This window comes from Staphylococcus argenteus, assembly GCF_000236925.1.
Classification (GTDB): Bacteria; Bacillota; Bacilli; order Staphylococcales; family Staphylococcaceae; genus Staphylococcus; species Staphylococcus argenteus.
This window is the reverse complement of record NC_016941.1, coordinates 1173784-1192052: the sequence shown is the minus strand read 5'-3', so window position 1 is coordinate 1192052 and position 18269 is coordinate 1173784. Positions and strand designations below refer to the sequence as shown.

Annotated in this window: 17 protein-coding genes; 1 reads left to right on the top strand and 16 read right to left on the bottom strand. The window is 33.0% G+C overall.

Annotation, left to right across the window (positions count from 1 at the left end; all coding sequences use genetic code 11):
* Positions 1-471: 471 nt before the first annotated feature.
* The 7 genes from fabG to SAMSHR1132_RS05580 all read right to left on the bottom strand — a co-directional run bounded on the left by fabG (position 472) and on the right by SAMSHR1132_RS05580 (position 8354).
* Positions 472-1206: a 3-oxoacyl-[acyl-carrier-protein] reductase gene (gene fabG / locus SAMSHR1132_RS05615; RefSeq protein WP_000167268.1), complete on the bottom strand. Its 735-nt coding sequence runs from the start codon at positions 1204-1206 to the stop codon at positions 472-474.
* Positions 1199-2125, bottom strand: coding sequence for an ACP S-malonyltransferase (fabD, locus tag SAMSHR1132_RS05610; protein ID WP_000520536.1), 927 nt, complete (start codon positions 2123-2125; stop codon positions 1199-1201). Before fabD ends, fabG begins: the two co-directional genes overlap by 8 nt.
* Positions 2118-3104 (bottom strand): phosphate acyltransferase PlsX, encoded by a 987-nt coding sequence (plsX, locus tag SAMSHR1132_RS05605; RefSeq protein WP_000239751.1) that lies wholly within the window; start codon positions 3102-3104, stop codon positions 2118-2120. Before plsX ends, fabD begins: the two co-directional genes overlap by 8 nt.
* A gap of 4 nt (positions 3105-3108) precedes the next feature.
* On the bottom strand, positions 3109-3681 hold the full coding sequence (gene fapR, locus SAMSHR1132_RS05600) for a transcription factor FapR (RefSeq protein WP_072292002.1): 573 nt from the start codon (positions 3679-3681) through the stop codon (positions 3109-3111).
* Between the two features lie 403 nt (positions 3682-4084).
* Complete coding sequence (recG, locus tag SAMSHR1132_RS05590; RefSeq protein ID WP_001151519.1) at positions 4085-6145, bottom strand: ATP-dependent DNA helicase RecG; 2061 nt, start codon at positions 6143-6145, stop codon at positions 4085-4087.
* A gap of 173 nt (positions 6146-6318) precedes the next feature.
* Positions 6319-7965 carry a fatty acid kinase catalytic subunit FakA gene (fakA, locus tag SAMSHR1132_RS05585; protein WP_000623893.1) on the bottom strand — a complete coding sequence of 549 codons (1647 nt, stop codon included), beginning with the start codon at positions 7963-7965 and terminating at the stop codon, positions 6319-6321.
* Between the two features lie 14 nt (positions 7966-7979).
* Complete coding sequence (locus SAMSHR1132_RS05580; protein ID WP_000171417.1) at positions 7980-8354, bottom strand: Asp23/Gls24 family envelope stress response protein; 375 nt, start codon at positions 8352-8354, stop codon at positions 7980-7982.
* Between the two features lie 442 nt (positions 8355-8796).
* Here SAMSHR1132_RS05580 and rpmB point away from each other — a divergent pair, with 442 nt between their 5' ends.
* The gene (rpmB, locus tag SAMSHR1132_RS05575; RefSeq protein WP_000517908.1) at positions 8797-8985 is read left to right on the top strand and encodes a 50S ribosomal protein L28; all 189 of its coding nucleotides are present in this window, start codon (positions 8797-8799) and stop codon (positions 8983-8985) included.
* A gap of 249 nt (positions 8986-9234) precedes the next feature.
* On the opposite strand, the gene SAMSHR1132_RS05570 is transcribed toward rpmB, so the two are convergent.
* From SAMSHR1132_RS05570 to SAMSHR1132_RS05530, 9 genes are all read right to left on the bottom strand, one after another.
* Positions 9235-9879, bottom strand: coding sequence for a thiamine diphosphokinase (locus SAMSHR1132_RS05570; RefSeq protein ID WP_000547909.1), 645 nt, complete (start codon positions 9877-9879; stop codon positions 9235-9237).
* Positions 9880-9885: 6 nt separating this feature from the next.
* A complete protein-coding gene (rpe, locus tag SAMSHR1132_RS05565) occupies positions 9886-10530 on the bottom strand; it encodes a ribulose-phosphate 3-epimerase (protein WP_000163638.1) in 645 nt (214 codons plus the stop codon).
* The gene (gene rsgA, locus SAMSHR1132_RS05560; RefSeq protein ID WP_000847920.1) at positions 10531-11406 is read right to left on the bottom strand and encodes a ribosome small subunit-dependent GTPase A; all 876 of its coding nucleotides are present in this window, start codon (positions 11404-11406) and stop codon (positions 10531-10533) included.
* A 266-nt stretch (positions 11407-11672) separates the two neighbouring features.
* Positions 11673-13667: a serine/threonine protein kinase Stk1 gene (gene pknB, locus SAMSHR1132_RS05555; RefSeq protein WP_000579544.1), complete on the bottom strand. Its 1995-nt coding sequence runs from the start codon at positions 13665-13667 to the stop codon at positions 11673-11675.
* Positions 13664-14407 (bottom strand): protein-serine/threonine phosphatase Stp1, encoded by a 744-nt coding sequence (locus tag SAMSHR1132_RS05550; RefSeq protein ID WP_000888496.1) that lies wholly within the window; start codon positions 14405-14407, stop codon positions 13664-13666. The genes pknB and SAMSHR1132_RS05550 overlap by 4 nt, the downstream gene beginning before the upstream one ends.
* A gap of 6 nt (positions 14408-14413) precedes the next feature.
* Positions 14414-15508, bottom strand: coding sequence for a 23S rRNA (adenine(2503)-C(2))-methyltransferase RlmN (rlmN, locus tag SAMSHR1132_RS05545; protein ID WP_000626892.1), 1095 nt, complete (start codon positions 15506-15508; stop codon positions 14414-14416).
* Positions 15509-15510: 2 nt separating this feature from the next.
* A complete protein-coding gene (gene rsmB / locus SAMSHR1132_RS05540) occupies positions 15511-16818 on the bottom strand; it encodes a 16S rRNA (cytosine(967)-C(5))-methyltransferase RsmB (RefSeq protein WP_000572222.1) in 1308 nt (435 codons plus the stop codon).
* Positions 16815-17750 (bottom strand): methionyl-tRNA formyltransferase, encoded by a 936-nt coding sequence (fmt, locus tag SAMSHR1132_RS05535; protein WP_000161302.1) that lies wholly within the window; start codon positions 17748-17750, stop codon positions 16815-16817. The genes rsmB and fmt overlap by 4 nt, the downstream gene beginning before the upstream one ends.
* A complete protein-coding gene (locus tag SAMSHR1132_RS05530; RefSeq protein WP_000985296.1) occupies positions 17743-18231 on the bottom strand; it encodes a peptide deformylase in 489 nt (162 codons plus the stop codon). The genes fmt and SAMSHR1132_RS05530 overlap by 8 nt, the downstream gene beginning before the upstream one ends.
* Positions 18232-18269: the final 38 nt, after the last annotated feature.

Here is an 18269-nt window from a genome sequence, read left to right as displayed (position 1 = left end):
TATCAATTTTATTGATTACTGTTTCTTATGCATGAGCTTTAGCTCAGGTATTCCTCTGATCAGTTTTCAATTTTATTGATTACTGCATCTTTTCCTTGAGCTTTAGCTCAAGTGTTCCTTTGACCAGTTATCAATTTTATTGATTACTGCATCTTTTCCTTGAGCTTTAGCTCAGGTGTTCCTCTGATCAGTTATCAATTTTATTGATTACTGTTTCTTATGCATGAGCTTTAGCTCAAGTGTTCCTCTGACCAGTTATCATTTTTAATGATTACTGTTTCTTATGCATGAGCTTTAGCTCAGGTATTCCTCTGACCAGTTATCAATTTTATTGATTACTGTTTCTTAGGGAGAAATTCTGGAACCTTATCTAGGTTGCTTAGAATTTCCCCCGCAAAGTTGACTAGGTCAGGCAATTCTCCTTTGGATGACCAGTCAGCTACTGCGTCAATGAGCTTTAGCTCAAATATATTACATGAACATACCGCCATTTACATGAATAGTTTGTCCAGTAATATATTTCGCTTTATCTGATGCTAAGAATGCAACAGTGTTGGCAATATCAGTATCTTGCCCGAAACGAGCTAATGGAATTTGCGTAAGCATTTGTTCTTTTAACTCATCACTTAATGCATCTGTCATATCAGAAACAATAAATCCAGGAGCTACAGCGTTAACTGTAATACCACGTGAAGCTAATTCACGCGCTGCAGATTTTGTTAATCCAATTACACCCGCTTTAGTAGCAACATAATTAGCTTGTCCAGGATTACCTACAGCACCAACAACACTTGATAAGTTAATAATTGCTCCACTACGTTGTCTTAACATCTGAGGTGTTGCTTTTTGGATGCAATTAAATACACCTTTTAAGTTCGTGTCAATAACATCATCCCACTCTTGTTCTTTCATACGCATTAATAAATTATCACGCGTAATACCGGCATTATTTACTAAAACATCTAAAGAGCCAAATTGACTCACCACTTCTTTAATCATTGCTTTCACTTCATCGGCATCAGCAACATTTGCTTGAATTGCAAAACTGTCTACACCTTTAGCTTTAATTTCTTCGACTACTGCTTCAGCTTTCTCTTTGCTGCCTGCATAGTTTACTGCTACATTATATCCTTCTTCTGCTAATTGTAACGCTATACTACGTCCAATACCTCTTGATGCTCCTGTTACTAAAGCACTTTTAGTCATTTTCATTCCATCCTTTCACATCTTCTAAAGTTTGAATAGATGTTAATTTAACATCTCTATTTATTTTTTTAATTAAGCCAGATAAAACTTTACCAGGACCTATCTCAATGAAATGATCAACACCTTGATCTATTAACCATTCAGTCGATTTAATAAATTGTACTGGTGAATATAGTTGTTTTACCATGTTCAATTTAATTACTTCTTTATCCGTCTCACCTTGAGCGTTTACATTTTGAACTACAGGAAACTTTGCATCGTTCCATTCGAATTGATTAATATAATTTAAAAAGTCTTCTTCAATAACTTTCATTAACGAAGAATGGAATGGCCCTGAAACCGCAAGAGGCATCACACGTTTTGCGCCTAAAGATTTACCTTTTTCAACAAGTTCATCAATTAATTCTTTGTGACCTGAAACAACAATTTGTCCTGGACAATTTATATTTGCTGGTTCGATGATCATATCTTCTGTTGATAACGATTTGCATATATTATCAACTTCTTTGTAATCTAAGCCCAACACAGCTGCCATGCTACCTACGCCAGTTGGAAATGCTTGTGCCATTAATTGACCGCGTTTTCTAACAATTTTAACTGCATCTTCAAATGATAATACATTAGCTGCAACTAAACTTGAATACTCACCTAAACTATGCCCCATAGTATAATCTGGATTCAAATTTCTAAGTGCTACCAATAATGCAGAACTATGTGTTAATAAAGCTGGTTGTGTGTTTTCTGTTTCACCTAATTTGCCATCTTCATCAGTAAACATCGTCTCTAAAATATCAAAATCTAATGTATTTGCTGCTGAAGTTAAAATTTCAGTTGCTAGTTCATTGTTGTTATATAAATCTTGTGCCATACCAACTTTTTGGGCACCTTGTCCTGGAAAAATAATTGCTGTTTTACCCATTTGATTCACCTACAGTCTCTTTCATTGTTCGAACAATATTTTGCTCTCCAGCGATTTTCGCTTGTCTAATTGCAGAATAAAAAGCTTTTGCATTAGAACTACCATGCGCTTTTACTACGGTTCCTTCTAATCCTAAAAGTACTGAACCACCATATTCTGAGTAATCCATTTTTTTAGCAAATGCATCTAAATCTTTTTTCAAAATTGCTCCTGCTATTTTATTTTTAGTACTACTCATAATGGTATCTTTCAACATTTTGCCAATTGATTTTGCAGTACCTTCTAAATTTTTAAGTACCATGTTTCCTGTATAGCCATCTGTAACTACAACATCAGTATCGCCATCCATTAATGTTTTCGCTTCAATGTTTCCAACAAAATTTAATGTGTCTTCTTGATCTAATAGCGAATAAGATTTTTTCGTTAAACTATTACCTTTTGCTGGTTCAGTGCCTATGTTTAATAAAGAAATTTTTGGATTATTAATACCTCTAATCTTTTGAGCATAAATATTACCTAATTGAGCATATTGTAATAAATGTTCTGGCTTAGCATCTGCATTGGCGCCAACGTCTAAAAAGACAAAACCTTTACCATCGATTGTCGGCAAAGTTACAACTAATGCCGGTCTTGCGACACCTTTGATACGACCGACAATGAATAAACCAGCTGACATCAAAGCACCTGTATTACCTGCTGAAACACATCCATCTGCCTCACCTGATTTTACAGCTTCAGCCATTTTCACCATTGAACTATCTTTTTTACGTTTAATTGCCCTAACAGGTTCATCTTCCATTTCAATCTTTTCAGAACAATGTCTAAATTCGATTCGCTCATGATTCAAAGTATATTTCGCTTTATCACCGAATAATATAATTTCTAAATCTTTAAAATCTTCGACAGCCTTTTGTACCGCTTCTAATACGATATCAGGCGCGTTGTCGCCACCCATCATATCAATTGCTAATTTAACCATATTTTTATCCTCGCTTATCATAAAACATTTTAAAATTTCCTTTGAAAACTAATTTATGTTTAACATATGACTTTACTTCGACGTAATAATGTTTCGTTGTTTGATTTACAACTTGTGCTTCCGCTCTCACTGTATCATTTAATTTAACTTTTTCAATAAATTGAATAGTACTTTCATGTGTCAAAACAGTTGGTTGCTTTATAAGTGCAACACATAATGAATTGGCTTGAGCGAATAATACATGTCCACGCGCAATTCCAGATTTATGAAAAACAGAATCCGATGTAATATCTAATATCGATTGCGCTTTGTCGTTTGGATTGACTTGAATCAAATCACCAATAAATTCTTGTTCTTCAATTGAACTTATTTGGTCATAATTTTTTTCAGCAACTAATTTAATGCGCTTCCTTAATTCAGGGATGTTTAAAAAAGTACGATCTAAACGAATTGTTTGAATACTAACATTAAATAAATCGCTTAGTTCATGATCTGTGATGAAGGGATTGCTATCAATTTGTTGTCTGATTGCTTCTCTACGTTTGTCTTTCTTTAGTTTCAACGTCTCACCCCTCATTTTTTAGTACCTAGTCTTAAACATTCCTCACATATCATAACACTTTCTATTTAAATCACTCAACAAATAACTGTAATATTTAGTTATTATTTAGTCGAAAATTTATAAATTGTTAAAATACCACTTTACATTCAAATAGTTCCAGTGTCATATCACTCAAATAACGAAGTGTTGCACTTAGCATTTTAAAAACAACTTATCACATATTTAAAATAATGTGTGTATACTCATCTCTGAAACCATTTTTAATAAGTCACAAAGTTTAAGGAACTAAAATGTTATATAGGTAGTAGTTGGCGGGGCCCCAACACAGAGAATTTCGAAAAGAAATTCTACAAACAATGCAAGTTGGGGTGGGCCCCAACACAGAGAATTCCATAGAAATTCTACAAATTTATAACAATTAGTCAAAACTTCGATGTAATAAATTCTCCTCAATAAAATGACGCAAATGTTGATACGTATTTTCAAAGAATACACCAGAATGAATCAGTTCTGCCGCTTCATCACGAGCAACTTCTAACATGCGATAATCTTCAACTAAATTAGCGACTAAAAAGTCTGGCAAACCACTTTGTTTAACACCAAAGAAATCACCTGGCCCTCGCATTTCTAAATCGCGCTCACTCAGCTCAAAACCATCTGTTGTTTGTGTCATAATCGTCATTCTTTCGATACCTGTTTCAGTTTTAGGTGATGCTATTAAAACACAATAACTTTGTTGATCACTTCTTCCTACACGACCTCTCAACTGATGCAAAGTAGATAATCCAAATCGATCAGCATCATAAATCATCATAAAAGTAGCATTTGGCACATTAACACCTACTTCGACTACTGTTGTAGATACTAAAATATCAATCTCATGATTACTAAATTTTTGCATAACATCATCTTTTTCATCTGCAGATAATTTTCCGTGTAGTAGACCTACACGTGACACTCCATAATATTGTTGCAATGATTCAAATAAAGCCACAACATTTTGAACATCTTCGAGGTGCTCAGAACTTTCTATAAGAGGACAAATAACATATGCCTGTCGACCTTTTTTCAATTCTGCAGTCATCTGCATCAAGACTTTATCATATTGCTCATGCTTTGCCCATGTTGTAATAATAGGTTTACGTCCTTTTGGCAGTTGTTTAATTGATGATACGTCCATTTCACCAAACACTGAAATTGCTAATGTTCTTGGAATAGGTGTAGCGGTCATAAATAAGACATTTGTCATGGCACCTTTTTCTCTTAAAAGTTGGCGTTGGTTCACACCAAAACGATGTTGTTCATCAGTTATTACCAATCCGACATTTTGAAAAATAACATCATCTTGAATCAATGCATGGGTTCCAATTAAACAATCGATCGTACCATTTTCAAGTTGTTCTAAAAGAATTTTACGTTTCTTACCTTTAACAGACCCAGTAAGTAACGCTACATTCATAGAATCACCAAACAAAGAAATCAAGCTTTCAGCATGTTGTTCAGCTAAAATTTCAGTCGGAACCATTAATGCTGATTGATATCCAGCAGTTTTCAATGCATACATGCAAATTGCTGCAACAACCGTTTTCCCAGAACCCACATCACCTTGAAGTAAACGATGCATGCGTATTGGCGCTTTCAAATCTCTGAATATTTCATTCACACTGGATTTTTGAGCATCCGTAAGTTCAAAAGGCAATCGTTCTATAAACGCTTTCACTTCATTTAAATCGTAATCAATTTCAATCGCATCATCGGATGACTTTTCTAATCTGTTAAGCCATTGCATACGTAATTCGAATAAAAACAACTCTGTGAAAGCATAGGTTCTACGAGCACGTAATAATTCCGACTTGTTTTTAGGATGATGTAAAGTATTCAATGTAAAATCTAATGTTTCTAGTTTATACTTCTCTCTCAACTCATCTGTTAACCATTCATGAATCGTTACATCACTTAATGCTTGTCTGATTTGATCTCTCAATTGCTTCTGTTTAATACCTTCTTTAATGCGATAAACCGGTTCAAGCTGAATATCCGAATTTTCCGGAGATTGAACAGATTCCGAATTGAAGAATACTCTATTGCCAGTAATTTCTTGTTTAACTCTATTCCATTTACCTTTTACTGTTATTGTTTGATTTAATTCGATTTTCTTTTTTAAGTATGGTTGATTGAAAAATATACACTTGACCGCAATGTTATTAACCATTAAATGAACGGTTAATTTTGATTTATTTCTTCCAAAAAATGCCACTATTGGTGCAGTATATACTTGCCCTACAATATTAACAGTTGCTTGATCTTCAGCTTGGTTTAAATCAATGACTGTATTATCTTCATATCTTGTTGGCAAATACAAAACGAGGTCTTCTACTGTATGTATATTTAATTGTTGTAAAACTTCTATCTTTTTAGGTCCTATACCTTTAAGTTCTCTTAAACTATATGGACTTTCTATTAAATTAACTTTCGCCAAAATGAATCACCTATGTTTAGTTTGATTTTCCGTTCACTAAATATGTACTTTATTTTATCATGTCCAAGTTAAACATGATATTTTTATTGACTATCAACTATGTCATTTCATATTCAAATTATAAATAAAAAACTACCAACACTTTTTATTGTCGGTAGTTTTTTAATTTATTTTTATTCAACTGAAAAGAAATATTGATAAATTGGTTGTCCACCTTCATGAACTTCTACTTCAACATCAGGATATTGTTCTTCAACCCAATTTAGCATTTCATCTGTCACTGCTTTATCCGCATCTTGCCCAATAATGACAGTTAGTATCTCACTATCTTCAGCTAACATTACATTTAATAATTCAGAAATTGTTGCAAATTGGTCACTTTGACTACTTACAATCTTGTCTTCAATCAAGCCCATGAATGCATCCTTTTTAATCTCAACACCGTCGATTTTCGTATCGCGCACAGCATACGTTAAAGAACCCGATTTAACAGCATTAACTGCTTCAGTCATTTGCATTTTATTGTCTTCAAGAGATGCATCCACATCGTATTGGAATAATGCACTTATACCTTGTGGAATTGATTTAGTTGGAATCACTACCGCTTCTGCATCTACAATACTTGCAGCTTGTTCACTTGCCATTAAAATATTTTTATTGTTTGGTAAAATGATAGCGCGTTTACATTGTGATTGTTCGATAACTTTGACGATATCTTCAGTAGATGGATTCATTGTTTGCCCACCACTAATAATATGTGTTGCGCCCATTGATTTAAATATTTCTGAAATACCTTCACCCATAGAAATAGTAATGATGGCTGTTTCAACTGTTTCCATTTCTGGCTTAGTTGTATGTTGTTCTTTTCTAATTACTTCACGATGTTGTTCTCTCATATTTTCAACTTTAAGTTTAATTAATTCACCATATTGTTGACCATAATTAAACACATCACCTGGGTGTTCTGTATGCACATGAACTTTTACGATTTCATCATCATTAATTACTAGTAATGAATCACCAAATTGACTCATATCTTGTCTGAATTCTTGTTCATCAAATGCTTTTTTATTTTTACCGAAACGAACCATCATTTCAGTACAATAACCATAGATGATATCTTCAGTGTTAATTACACCATGGAAGTCATGCTCATCATGTACAAATTCATCTTTATCAAGTTTCTCAACTTTCGCTTCTACTTTTTCACCTTTAAGTGCTTTTAAGAAACCTTCATAAACACATAGTAATCCTTTACCACCACTATCAACGACTCCAACTTCTTTTAGCACTGCCAATAAGTTTGGTGTATTTTCAAGAGATTCATTAGCTTTATCAATAATATAAGCCATTAATTCAATGCAGTCCTCAGTGTTTTGTGCTTTTTCAACTGCTGCATGCGCTGCATCTTTAGCGACAGTTAATATCGTCCCTTCAACAGGTTTCATTACTGCTTTATATGCTGTTTCTACACCAGCTTGAAAACTTTCAGCTAATAATTTTGAATTAATTTCAGATTCACTTTCAATATTTTTACAAAATCCTCTGAATAATTGTGACAAGATGACACCAGAGTTACCTCTTGCACCCATTAGTAAACCTTTTGAGAATGTTTTACCTAATTCACCGATATTTTTTGATAAATTATTCTCTACTTCTTCACGACCTGAAGTCATAGTAAGATTCATATTAGTTCCTGTATCACCATCTGGCACTGGATACACATTTAATGAATCTACGAAATCTGCATTGTTAGATAAATTTTGTGCCCCTTGTATAATCATGTCGGCAAATAATTTACCATTAATTTTGCTAATCATTTCAAGTTGTCCTCCTAAATTTTCTTGCCTGTATTATTCACACGTACACCTTGTACATATATATTGATTGAATTTACTGATACATTAAGTGATTTTTCCAAAGTATATTTCACTGTTGATTGAACATTATTGGCAACTTCAGATATTTTCACACCGTAACTAACAATGATGTACATATCTATATCAACTACACCATTATTTTCCGTTACTTTAATACCTTTTGCGTAGTTTTCATGTCCCAATATTTCTGCAATACCAGCTCTAACTTGTTGTCTAGATGCCATTCCTACAATACCATAACATTCAACGGCCTTTCCACCTACAACCGAAGCAATCACTTCGTTTGAAATATCAATTTTGCCGTAGTCATTTGAAATCTCTAATGTCATATCTTTGTCCCTCCTAAATTTCAAAGTTGATTTTTCAATTTCCCTAATTCACTTTTAAAATTTTACCACTTAGCGTAGTCATAAATTCTCTAAGTTTCATTGAAAATTCGTCCGTATTATTCCAATGTATAGAAACTTAATATAATGACTGACGTTTGGATTGCCTATTTTACAATGATTAAATTCCATCGCATGTTATATGTCCTTAAGCAGTTCTTATTAATAAATGTAGTATCATTAAATAAAAAGTTTAATTGTTACATTCTGTTATTTCTCTAAAATATCATACTACATAACTTCACAGTCTACAATTATATCACAAAAGTCAGTATTTTTGACTTTTATGTGAAAATTATTGATTGTTTTTCATATGAGATTATGCTATCTTTATTAAGTATATAAGTAGTTATGTGTATTTATATTTATTAAAGGAGGTACTCATATGGGTAAACAATGTTTCGTAACAGGTCGTAAAGCTTCGACTGGTAACAGACGTTCACACGCTTTAAACTCTACAAAACGTAGATGGAACGCTAACCTTCAAAAAGTTAGAATCCTAGTTGACGGTAAACCTAAAAAAGTTTGGGTTTCTGCACGTGCTTTAAAATCTGGTAAAGTAACTAGAGTTTAATAAATATAATGCACATTAAAATGTGACCTTATGTGGAGGACACATTTACTTTAGGACTGAAAGCTCAACCTTTCAGTTCTTTTTTATTTGGAGTAATAGATTAACTATAAATAAATCACGCCGTAATCTTCATATATTACAGCGTGATTTATTATTTTCACTTAGCAACTCAATACTCACTATGCATTAAATCTAAATTTACATTAACGTCATTTCATTACATACTTCTAATTAACAACGACCTTAAAACTACTCCTTCAAATCAGCACTTCTAATTTGTAACAATAATCCTTCATGAACATTAATCATTGCTTGCGCATTCTCTACTTCATTTGAAATTGTTAATGTTGAACCAATATTCAGCATTTGTCTTGTTAAGTTATATTTGAAGCCTGACAATGACAATTCCACATCATCAGTCATTGGAATAAATGAAATATATGGATAACTAGTGTCTTTTTCAACTTGATATTGTCCCTTAGGCAACAATACAATTTTATTTTGCTGATCCACAAGCTTAATGTGTACATCTTTTTTATAATATGCTTTTTTTAATAATAATTGCACCGCTCCAAAAAAATGATCAAGACGCCCACCAGTAGCCCCAAAAATTGTAATACTATCAAATCCAAGTGCTACTGCTTTATCTACAGCTAATGCTAAATCTGTATCTGCTTTTTCAGCTTGAACTGGTTTAATTTCTAATTGTTCTGTTAAAAGTTGTCGTTCTTTATTACTAACTGAATCAAAATCACCTACTGAAAAAAATGGTGTAATTTGATGTTTTAGTAAAATCAATGCTCCTCTATCAACACCGCCCCATTTTTCGCCGATATGTTTAACCCAAATATCTTGAGGTAAGTGTCGTTCAGAACATAATAAATTAATATGCATATGCACTCAACCTTTCAATTGTTGTGTGACTTTTTTATAATCATTTTGGTTAAAGAAAAAAGAACCTGTAACTAACACCGTTGCTCCATTATCAATACAAACTTTTGCTGTATCATTATTAACGCCACCATCAACCTCTATTTCAAAATTTAACTGACGCTCCATTTTAATTGCATTTAGATGAGCAATTTTTTCGACACATTGAGTAATAAATGATTGACCTCCAAAACCTGGATTTACAGTCATTACCAACACATAATCAACAATATCTAAAATAGGTTCAATTATTGCAACTGGTGTTCCTGGATTAATAACTACGCCTGCTTTTTTATTCAAATGCTTAATCATTTGAATTGCACGGTGGATATGTGGTGTTGATTCTACATGAATGGAAATCATATCAGCACCATGTTCCACAAAGGATGCAATATAATTTTCCGGGTTTTCAATCATTAAATGGACATCAATAGGTAATGACGTACCTTTTCTTACGGCATCCAAAATAGGTAATCCAATGGATATATTTGGTACAAATTGACCATCCATAACATCAAAATGAACACCGTCAACGCCTGCTTCTTCAAGTTTGTTCAACTCATGTTGTAGATTCAAAAAATCAACAGATAATAATGATGGAAATAGTTTTGTCATTTAATATCTAACCTTTCTATTTGAAATTTCATTAAATAATTGTAAGTAATGGTCGTACCTAAATTGGGCAATGTTACCTTGTTCCAATTGCTTCTTAACATTACAATTAGGTTCTTTAATATGGTTGCAATTTCTAAATTTACACTTTTCCCCGTATCGATTCAATTCAAGAAAATAATACTTAACATCGTCTTTATCTATATGTTCAAAGTCTAATGCACTGAAACCTGGCGTATCAGCAATATAACCATTCTGACGTTCAAATAATTCAACATGTCTTGTGGTATGCTTTCCTCGGTTTAATGACTTAGAAATATCATTTGTTTCAAGGTTTAGTTCTGGACGATAGTGGTTTAAAAATGTAGATTTTCCAACACCCGACTGTCCACTTAACACTATAAGTCCAGCAGGCCATGCTTCCACTACCTTTTTACGGTCATCATCATTACCAATAAATTCAGTCTCGTAACCAATATCCTCGTATATTTTTAATAATGTATTGATTTCGTGTTGCTTTTCCATTGACGCAATATCTTTTTTGGTAACTAATATTCTTGCATTTAAATGATATGAGTGAGCAATGACTAAAAACCTATCTAATAATTGTGTTGAAAAATTTGGTTCAACCGCACTCATTACTATAACTAATGTATTAATATTACTTACAGGTGGTCTTTTTAATTCGTTTTGACGTTCATGAACATGATGAATATAACCTTCATTAACGTTCTGCACATCAAAATCTACAATATCTCCAACAACCGGTGAAAATTTTTTCTTTCTAAATAATCCACGTGGTTTTGTATTGAAACGTTCGCCATTAACGTCCACTTGATATACCCCACTAATTGATTTCACAATTCGACCTGTCTTCAAAATGGCACCTCTCGATTAAATTTACTGCATTTATTATATCAAAGACTGAAACATTAATATATAAATCATCATTTCAAAAGATATAAATGTTGTGTATGTATGGTTTTATTTCTTTTAGTTGACACAGTTTTTCTATATTAATATCTACACTTTTTTTAAATAACATTTCACTTGACTACTATTAATTTGACGCACTTTCTATAATATAAATTATTCAAACATAAGTATACCGGAATTCCTCTTAAAGAAATTCCGGTATGCTCTATTTATATATCGTCGTAACTAACTTCTTTCTCAGCTACTGTTTTACCATCCACTTTAACTATATAACTTGCTGATTTCCCTTTTTCAATTCGCAATGGAATATCAATTCGTTGATCACTTGTTATATTAAAGCTGCCTTTTTCTGTTGAGCCATCATTATCTTTATCTTTGATATAGACCTTTACTTTTTGTGGCTTATCATTTTTACCAGTGTAAGGAACATCAACAGATGCTGTAGTAGATTTCACATCTTCCGAATCATCTTTCTTACCTTTAGAAACCACAAAGGAGATTGTTGATCCTTCATCAACTGATTTTCCTTTAGGTGATTGTGAAATCACATCACCTTCATCAATATCATCACTATATTCTTCTTTACTCTCAACCTTAAATCCTTTTTCTTCTAAAGCTTTTTTAGCTTTACTAAAGGACTTATGTTCAAAATCTTCGACGTAAACCTGCTTAATACCTAATGATTCATACAATTTAATATTTGCATCATGAATTGCAATTTCAGTATTTGCAGTTACACTTTGATTAGCAATATAACCTTTTGGTGCCTGATTATTGTATACTTTTTCAACCGAAACATCCTTAATGCCCAACGATTTTAATTTCTGTAATGCCTCTTCTTTCGGTAAACCAATGACATTCGGCATTTTAACTTTTTCTGGACCTTTAGAAATGACAACGTCTACGCTATCGCCACGTTCAACTCTTTCACCAGTATTTGGTGTCGTTTTGATAATCTCATTTTCAGGATATTTATCACTATAACTACGAGAAATCTTACCCAGTTTAAGATTGTTTTTATTAAATATTTGCTCTGCTTCTTTTACTGACTTTCCAATAACATCTGGCGTTTCCTCATATTTATTACCAAACATTGCCATAGCTACAAAAGATACAAGTGCAATCATTAATAATGAAAAAATAAGTGATAGTAACACAATCTTTCTAGTTGATTTCCGCTTTGCTTTAGGCTCATACCCAGCACCTTCTGTTTTCTGGAACTGCTGATGATGTGCAGGTCCATTAACTATCGGCACTTGAGTTGTTTCGCGCTTTGGTTGACTAGATTTATGCTCACTAATGTGTTTTGCAATATCTTCTTTTTTCAAAGTAACGGCTATCGTTTTCATTTTATCAAGTTCATAAACATCTTCATTTGCTCGATTTTCATGTAAAACGCTACTTAAATCATCTTTCATTTCTTGAATTGTCTTGTAACGATTGGATTTATCTTTTTCAGTTGCACGTAAAATAACATTACTTAAAGCTTGCGGAATATCTTTACGAACATCAGTCGTCACATTTGGTACAGAATCTTGAATATGTTTAATCGCAATACTCACAGCAGTTTCACCATTGAACGGTGGTTCACCAACAAGCATTTCATATAAAACAATTCCTATTGAGTAGATATCGGTACATTCATCTGTCGCTTCACCTTTAGCTTGTTCTGGCGAAAAATACTGGACTGTTCCCAATACATGATTTGTTTGCGTTAATGATGTTTCACTTAATGCTTTAGCAATACCGAAATCAAATATTTTCAACGTTTTATTACTATCAATGAGTATATTTTGTGGTTTGATATCTCTATGTACAATACGCATATCATGCGCATGTTTGATTCCATCTAAAATTTGATTCGTGAAATCAATTGCTGTTTCGACACTTAATGGACCATGACTTTCAATGTATTCTGAAAGTGTCGGTCCTTCAATATACTCCATAACTAAGTAATAACAGTCATCTTCTTCATCAACATCGATCATACTTACGATATTTTGATGTGAAAGTTGTGACGAATTATGTACTTCTCTTTCAAAACGTTTTAAAGTTTCTTCTTTTTCCCTTGGTGGTATAAAAATCGCCTTAATGGCAACTTTAATATTCAATATAGTATCTTCTGCAAGATACACAGTACTCATACCACCGCCGCCAAGTTTATCAATTATCTTATATCGTTCATTTATTATTTTACCTATCATACTTTATCACCTTCAATAGCCGCGAGTATGAAAGTAACATTATCTTTCGAATGGTTATCTAATGCGAGTTGCATTAACTGATTACCATGATCTTCTATTGTACCTTCTTTTACTAACAAACGCTTAATTTCATTGTCTTTAACGTAATCGGTTAATCCATCTGAATTTAATAATAAATAATCATAAAAATTCAATCGTTTAATAAATAGATCTGGACTGACGCGTTTGTCAGTACCCATTACCTTAGTGATTATATTACGCTGTGGATGCGTAAATGCTTCCTCTTCAGTTATTTGTCCTGTTAATACAAGATGATTAACAAAAGAATGATCACTTGTAATTTGTTCGATTTGTCTGCTATTTATAACATATGCTCTGGAATCACCAACATTTGCTATCACAACTGATTTTTCAAAGACAAGTGCACAAACACATGTCGTACCCATACCTTTATATTCTGCATTTTCTTGTGCATAATGATATAACTGAAAATTTATATCCTTTAAATTTGTACGCAACCAATTTTCAGCTTGATGTTGTTCTATTAGATTTTCCGCTTCAAAACGGGTTTTCAACTCATCAGTTACAAACTTACTTGCAACTTCACCTGCTTTATGGCCGCCCATACCATCACACAGTACTAAAAGTTGTTGATTCGTTTGATTATAGAATATACCACCCGCATCCTCATTCTTGTCTCTATGTTGTCCAGTATCAGTAAAAAATTGTGCCTCTAGCATTTGTCTTTACCTCGTTTCTACTTGTCGTTCCTTTGCTCTTAATTGACCACATGCAGCGTCAATATCTGATCCTTGTTCACGACGTATTGTGGCATTAATTCCTAGTCTCTTTAATTCTTTTTCAAATTTAAAGATATCATTTTTAGCTGTTTTAACATAGTTTCTTTCTGGTACATGATTGACAGGAATTAAGTTAACATGGCAATTCAAGCCTTTAATTAAGTGCGCTAAATCTCTTGCATGTTCAAGTTGATCGTTTACGCCACCAAATAGTCCATATTCAAATGTGACACGACGATTCGTTTTTTCTTGATAATACTTAATCGCTTCGATTAACTTTTCAACATTATAAGCACGGTTAATTGGCATCAAGCGAGATCGCACTTCGTCTTTTGCAGCATGTAAACTTACCGCAAAATTGATTTGAATATCTTCATCTGCAAAGTCATATATTCTTGGAATGATACCTGACGTTGATACTGTTATATGACGCGCACCAATATTTAAACTGTTATCATCATTGACAATTCTTAAAAAGTCCATCATTTCATCATAATTTTCAAATGGTTCACCGATACCCATAATTACTATTTGAGATACTCTTTCTTCAGTAGCATCAAGTGCTTTTTGAACAGTTAATACTTGGGATACAATTTCGCCTGCTTCAAGGTTTCTTTTTAAACCACCTAATGTAGAAGCACAAAACGTACAACCTATTCTACAACCAACTTGTGTCGTCACACAAACTGAGTTTCCGTAATCATGTCTCATTAAAACTGTTTCAATCGTATAGCCATCTTGTAATTCAAATAAAAATTTAATCGTACCATCTTTACTTTCTTGCTTTACAACTGTTGTTAATGTTGTAACGGTAAAATTATCTTTTAAAAGTTGTCTTAATTCTTTCGACAAATTTGTCATTTCATCAATAGAATTAACTCTTTTTTGATATAACCATTCAAAAATTTGTTTTGCTCTAAACTTTTGTTGACCATGGTCGACGAGCCAATTTTGCATTTCATCAAAACGCAAAGAATATATTGATTGCTTGTCGAAATTCGGAAGAAATTTATTCTTCTTTTTCTTTTCAGCAGTTATCATTCCTAATTGTCCTTTCTTTTTATCTTAGTGATAAAGAATCCATCTGAATTAAAATCTTGTGGCATAATTTGTAATGTTTTGACCATTTCACCAGTTAACGGATGTTGGAATGGTTCAAATTCAAAGTTTTTGTTGTTTTTCAAAAACGTATAAATTACATTTTCATTTTCTAATTGCTCTATTGTACATGTTGAATAGATGATTTCGCCACCTATTTTTACATTGTTTTTTACATTTTCTAATATTTCAAGCTGTAAATCAACTAACGACGCAATCTGCTCTTTACTCTGTGAATATTTAATTTCAGGTTTATGGCGCATTACACCAAGACCACTACAAGGTGCATCAACTAATATTTTATCGTACATTTGTTCATACGGTTTTGTTGCATCGTGTTGAAAAGCACTAATATTCGTCAAACGTAGCTTTTTAATATTAAAATTAATTAAATCAATTTTATGTTCATGAATATCTGAAGCATCAACGTGTCCTTCCGGCATTAAAACTTCAGCAATATGACATGCTTTACCACCTGGAGCACTACATGCATCTAACACATCATCATGTCTATCAACATTCATAACATGTGCGACAAACATCGAACTCTTATCTTGAATTGATACGAATCCATCTTTAAATGAACGGGAATGTATTACCGGTTGACCAGAAATATGCAAACAATACGGTAAGTCGACATCTTTTTTAACTTCAAAACCTTCATTTTGCAATTTAGCAATAATATCTTCTAGTGATGCACGTGTTAAATTGGCACGTACAGTAGTAGATGGAGATTTTAAAAATGATTGCAAGATTGACTCTGTTTCTTCCAAGCCATAATGTGTAACCCAGTGATCTACAATCCATTTCGGCATACTATACTCTATCGCCATGCGTTTCTTTGGATCTGTTATTTCATTGTAATCAGGTAATTCACTACGCATGATTGTGCGTAAAATACCATTTACGACATTACCATTATGAAATCCACCACGTTCTTTTGCAATTTCAACTGCTTCATTAATAATGGCATGATTTGGCACCTTATCCAAATACACATATTGATAAATGCTCATCCATAATAATTGACGCACCCATGCTTTTATTTTTGTTTTTACAAATGGTTTCAAATAAAAGTCTAATGTATATTTTCGTTTAACAGTTCCATAAACAATTTCAGTAAATAAACCTTTATCCATAGCATTTAAGTCATTTTCCGATAACACTTCATTGATTCGAAGATTACTGTATGCACCTTCATTTAAAATATCTTGTATCGTATCAAATGCAAGACTTCTCACGTTTTCTATCATATAAGTTTCTTCCCTACTAGTGTGTTTTGCGCACCACTTAAATAGTTGGCAGCTAACATTCTCTTTTTCCCAGCCAATTGCATATCTTTAATCGCAATCGCTTCATTATCATCTGTAGCAACAATAATGGCTTTTTTTGTCGTTTCTATAATTGTTCCAGCTTCACTATTCTGATTGTTGGGGATAAGCTCCGCATCATATATTTTCAAATTAATATCGTCCATTGTTGTATATGCAACTGGCCATGGAGATAATCCACGTATTTGATTAAACACTTGTCTACCTGGTTGTTTCCAATTAATTCGCTCGTCTTCACGTTTAATATTTGAAGCAAACGTTGCTTGATCATCCTCTTGAGGTATACTATCATTTGTTCCTTTAATGATAGAAGGCAATGTTTCTTTCAACAAGTCTGCACCTAATACACTTAATTTATCATGCATTGTGCCAACATTATCATTATCTTCTATTTTAATTGCTTGTTGCGAAATAATATTACCCGCATCCAACTTTTTAACCATATACATAATTGTTATACCTGTTTCTTTTTCACCATCAATAATTGCTTGGTGAATAGGTGCACCACCTCTATACTTCGGTAACAATGAAGCGTGTACGTTAATTGCGCCAAGCTTTGGTAATGACAGCAATGATTCAGGCAATAGTTGTCCGAATGCAGCAGTAACAATCAAATCAACATCTAGCTGAAGTAATTGTTCTAATTCTTTTGATCCACTAAGTTTTTCCGGCTGATATACAGGCAAATCATATTTCATTGCAACTTTTTTAACTGGTGGTGGTGTCATTACACGTTTACGTCCAACTGGTCTATCTGGCTGAGTTACGACTGCGATGACATCATGTTCTGAAATAAGCATTTCTAATACTGTTGTTGAAAAATCTGGTGTTCCCATAAAAATAATTTTAGTCATGTGCAAAATATGCCTCCATTTCTTTATCTGTTAAAATTCGATCCGCACGTTCTGTAAAAGGAATACCGTTCATTTGATCGATGATATGTAAGATCATTCTTGCCACATCTTCATGTGCAGTTAGTTCAACTTTGTTTCCATTGATGTCATAACTTTCGACAACTATCATTTTACTTCTTGTCACTTCTCCATAAACATCTGGTAATGTAATTGAACCTTCTAAGTCTGTTATCGTTTCATTTGATTGACTTATGACTTTTGGATTAATAAGCTGTAGTAAACCTTCCATTTCCATATCAATGATTGCAACTTGGAAAGACTTACCAATTTGTGGTGCGCATAGACCGGCTGCCTCTCGAGCATACATTGTATCTTCTAAATCATTTAATAAAGATTTAAGTGAGTTATCAAATTTTGTTACTTCTTGTGCTGTTTTCGTCAAAATAGGATGCGATGCTGGTACTAATTTTTTAATCGCCATAGCTCTTACTCCTCAATAAAATTCATCAAACCATTATA

Coding starts and splice junctions, on each gene's coding strand:
- fabG (WP_000167268.1), bottom strand. CDS start 1,206: ATGACTAAAAGTGCTTTAGTAACAGGAGCATCAAGAGGTATTGGACGT.
- fabD (WP_000520536.1), bottom strand. CDS start 2,125: ATGGGTAAAACAGCAATTATTTTTCCAGGACAAGGTGCCCAAAAAGTT.
- plsX (WP_000239751.1), bottom strand. CDS start 3,104: ATGGTTAAATTAGCAATTGATATGATGGGTGGCGACAACGCGCCTGAT.
- fapR (WP_072292002.1), bottom strand. CDS start 3,681: ATGAGGGGTGAGACGTTGAAACTAAAGAAAGACAAACGTAGAGAAGCA.
- fakA (WP_000623893.1), bottom strand. CDS start 7,965: ATGATTAGCAAAATTAATGGTAAATTATTTGCCGACATGATTATACAA.
- SAMSHR1132_RS05580 (WP_000171417.1), bottom strand. CDS start 8,354: ATGACATTAGAGATTTCAAATGACTACGGCAAAATTGATATTTCAAAC.
- rpmB (WP_000517908.1), top strand. CDS start 8,797: ATGGGTAAACAATGTTTCGTAACAGGTCGTAAAGCTTCGACTGGTAAC.
- SAMSHR1132_RS05570 (WP_000547909.1), bottom strand. CDS start 9,879: ATGCATATTAATTTATTATGTTCTGAACGACACTTACCTCAAGATATT.
- rpe (WP_000163638.1), bottom strand. CDS start 10,530: ATGACAAAACTATTTCCATCATTATTATCTGTTGATTTTTTGAATCTA.
- pknB (WP_000579544.1), bottom strand. CDS start 13,667: ATGATAGGTAAAATAATAAATGAACGATATAAGATAATTGATAAACTT.
- SAMSHR1132_RS05550 (WP_000888496.1), bottom strand. CDS start 14,407: ATGCTAGAGGCACAATTTTTTACTGATACTGGACAACATAGAGACAAG.
- rlmN (WP_000626892.1), bottom strand. CDS start 15,508: ATGATAACTGCTGAAAAGAAAAAGAAGAATAAATTTCTTCCGAATTTC.
- rsmB (WP_000572222.1), bottom strand. CDS start 16,818: ATGATAGAAAACGTGAGAAGTCTTGCATTTGATACGATACAAGATATT.
- fmt (WP_000161302.1), bottom strand. CDS start 17,750: ATGACTAAAATTATTTTTATGGGAACACCAGATTTTTCAACAACAGTA.
- SAMSHR1132_RS05530 (WP_000985296.1), bottom strand. CDS start 18,231: ATGGCGATTAAAAAATTAGTACCAGCATCGCATCCTATTTTGACGAAA.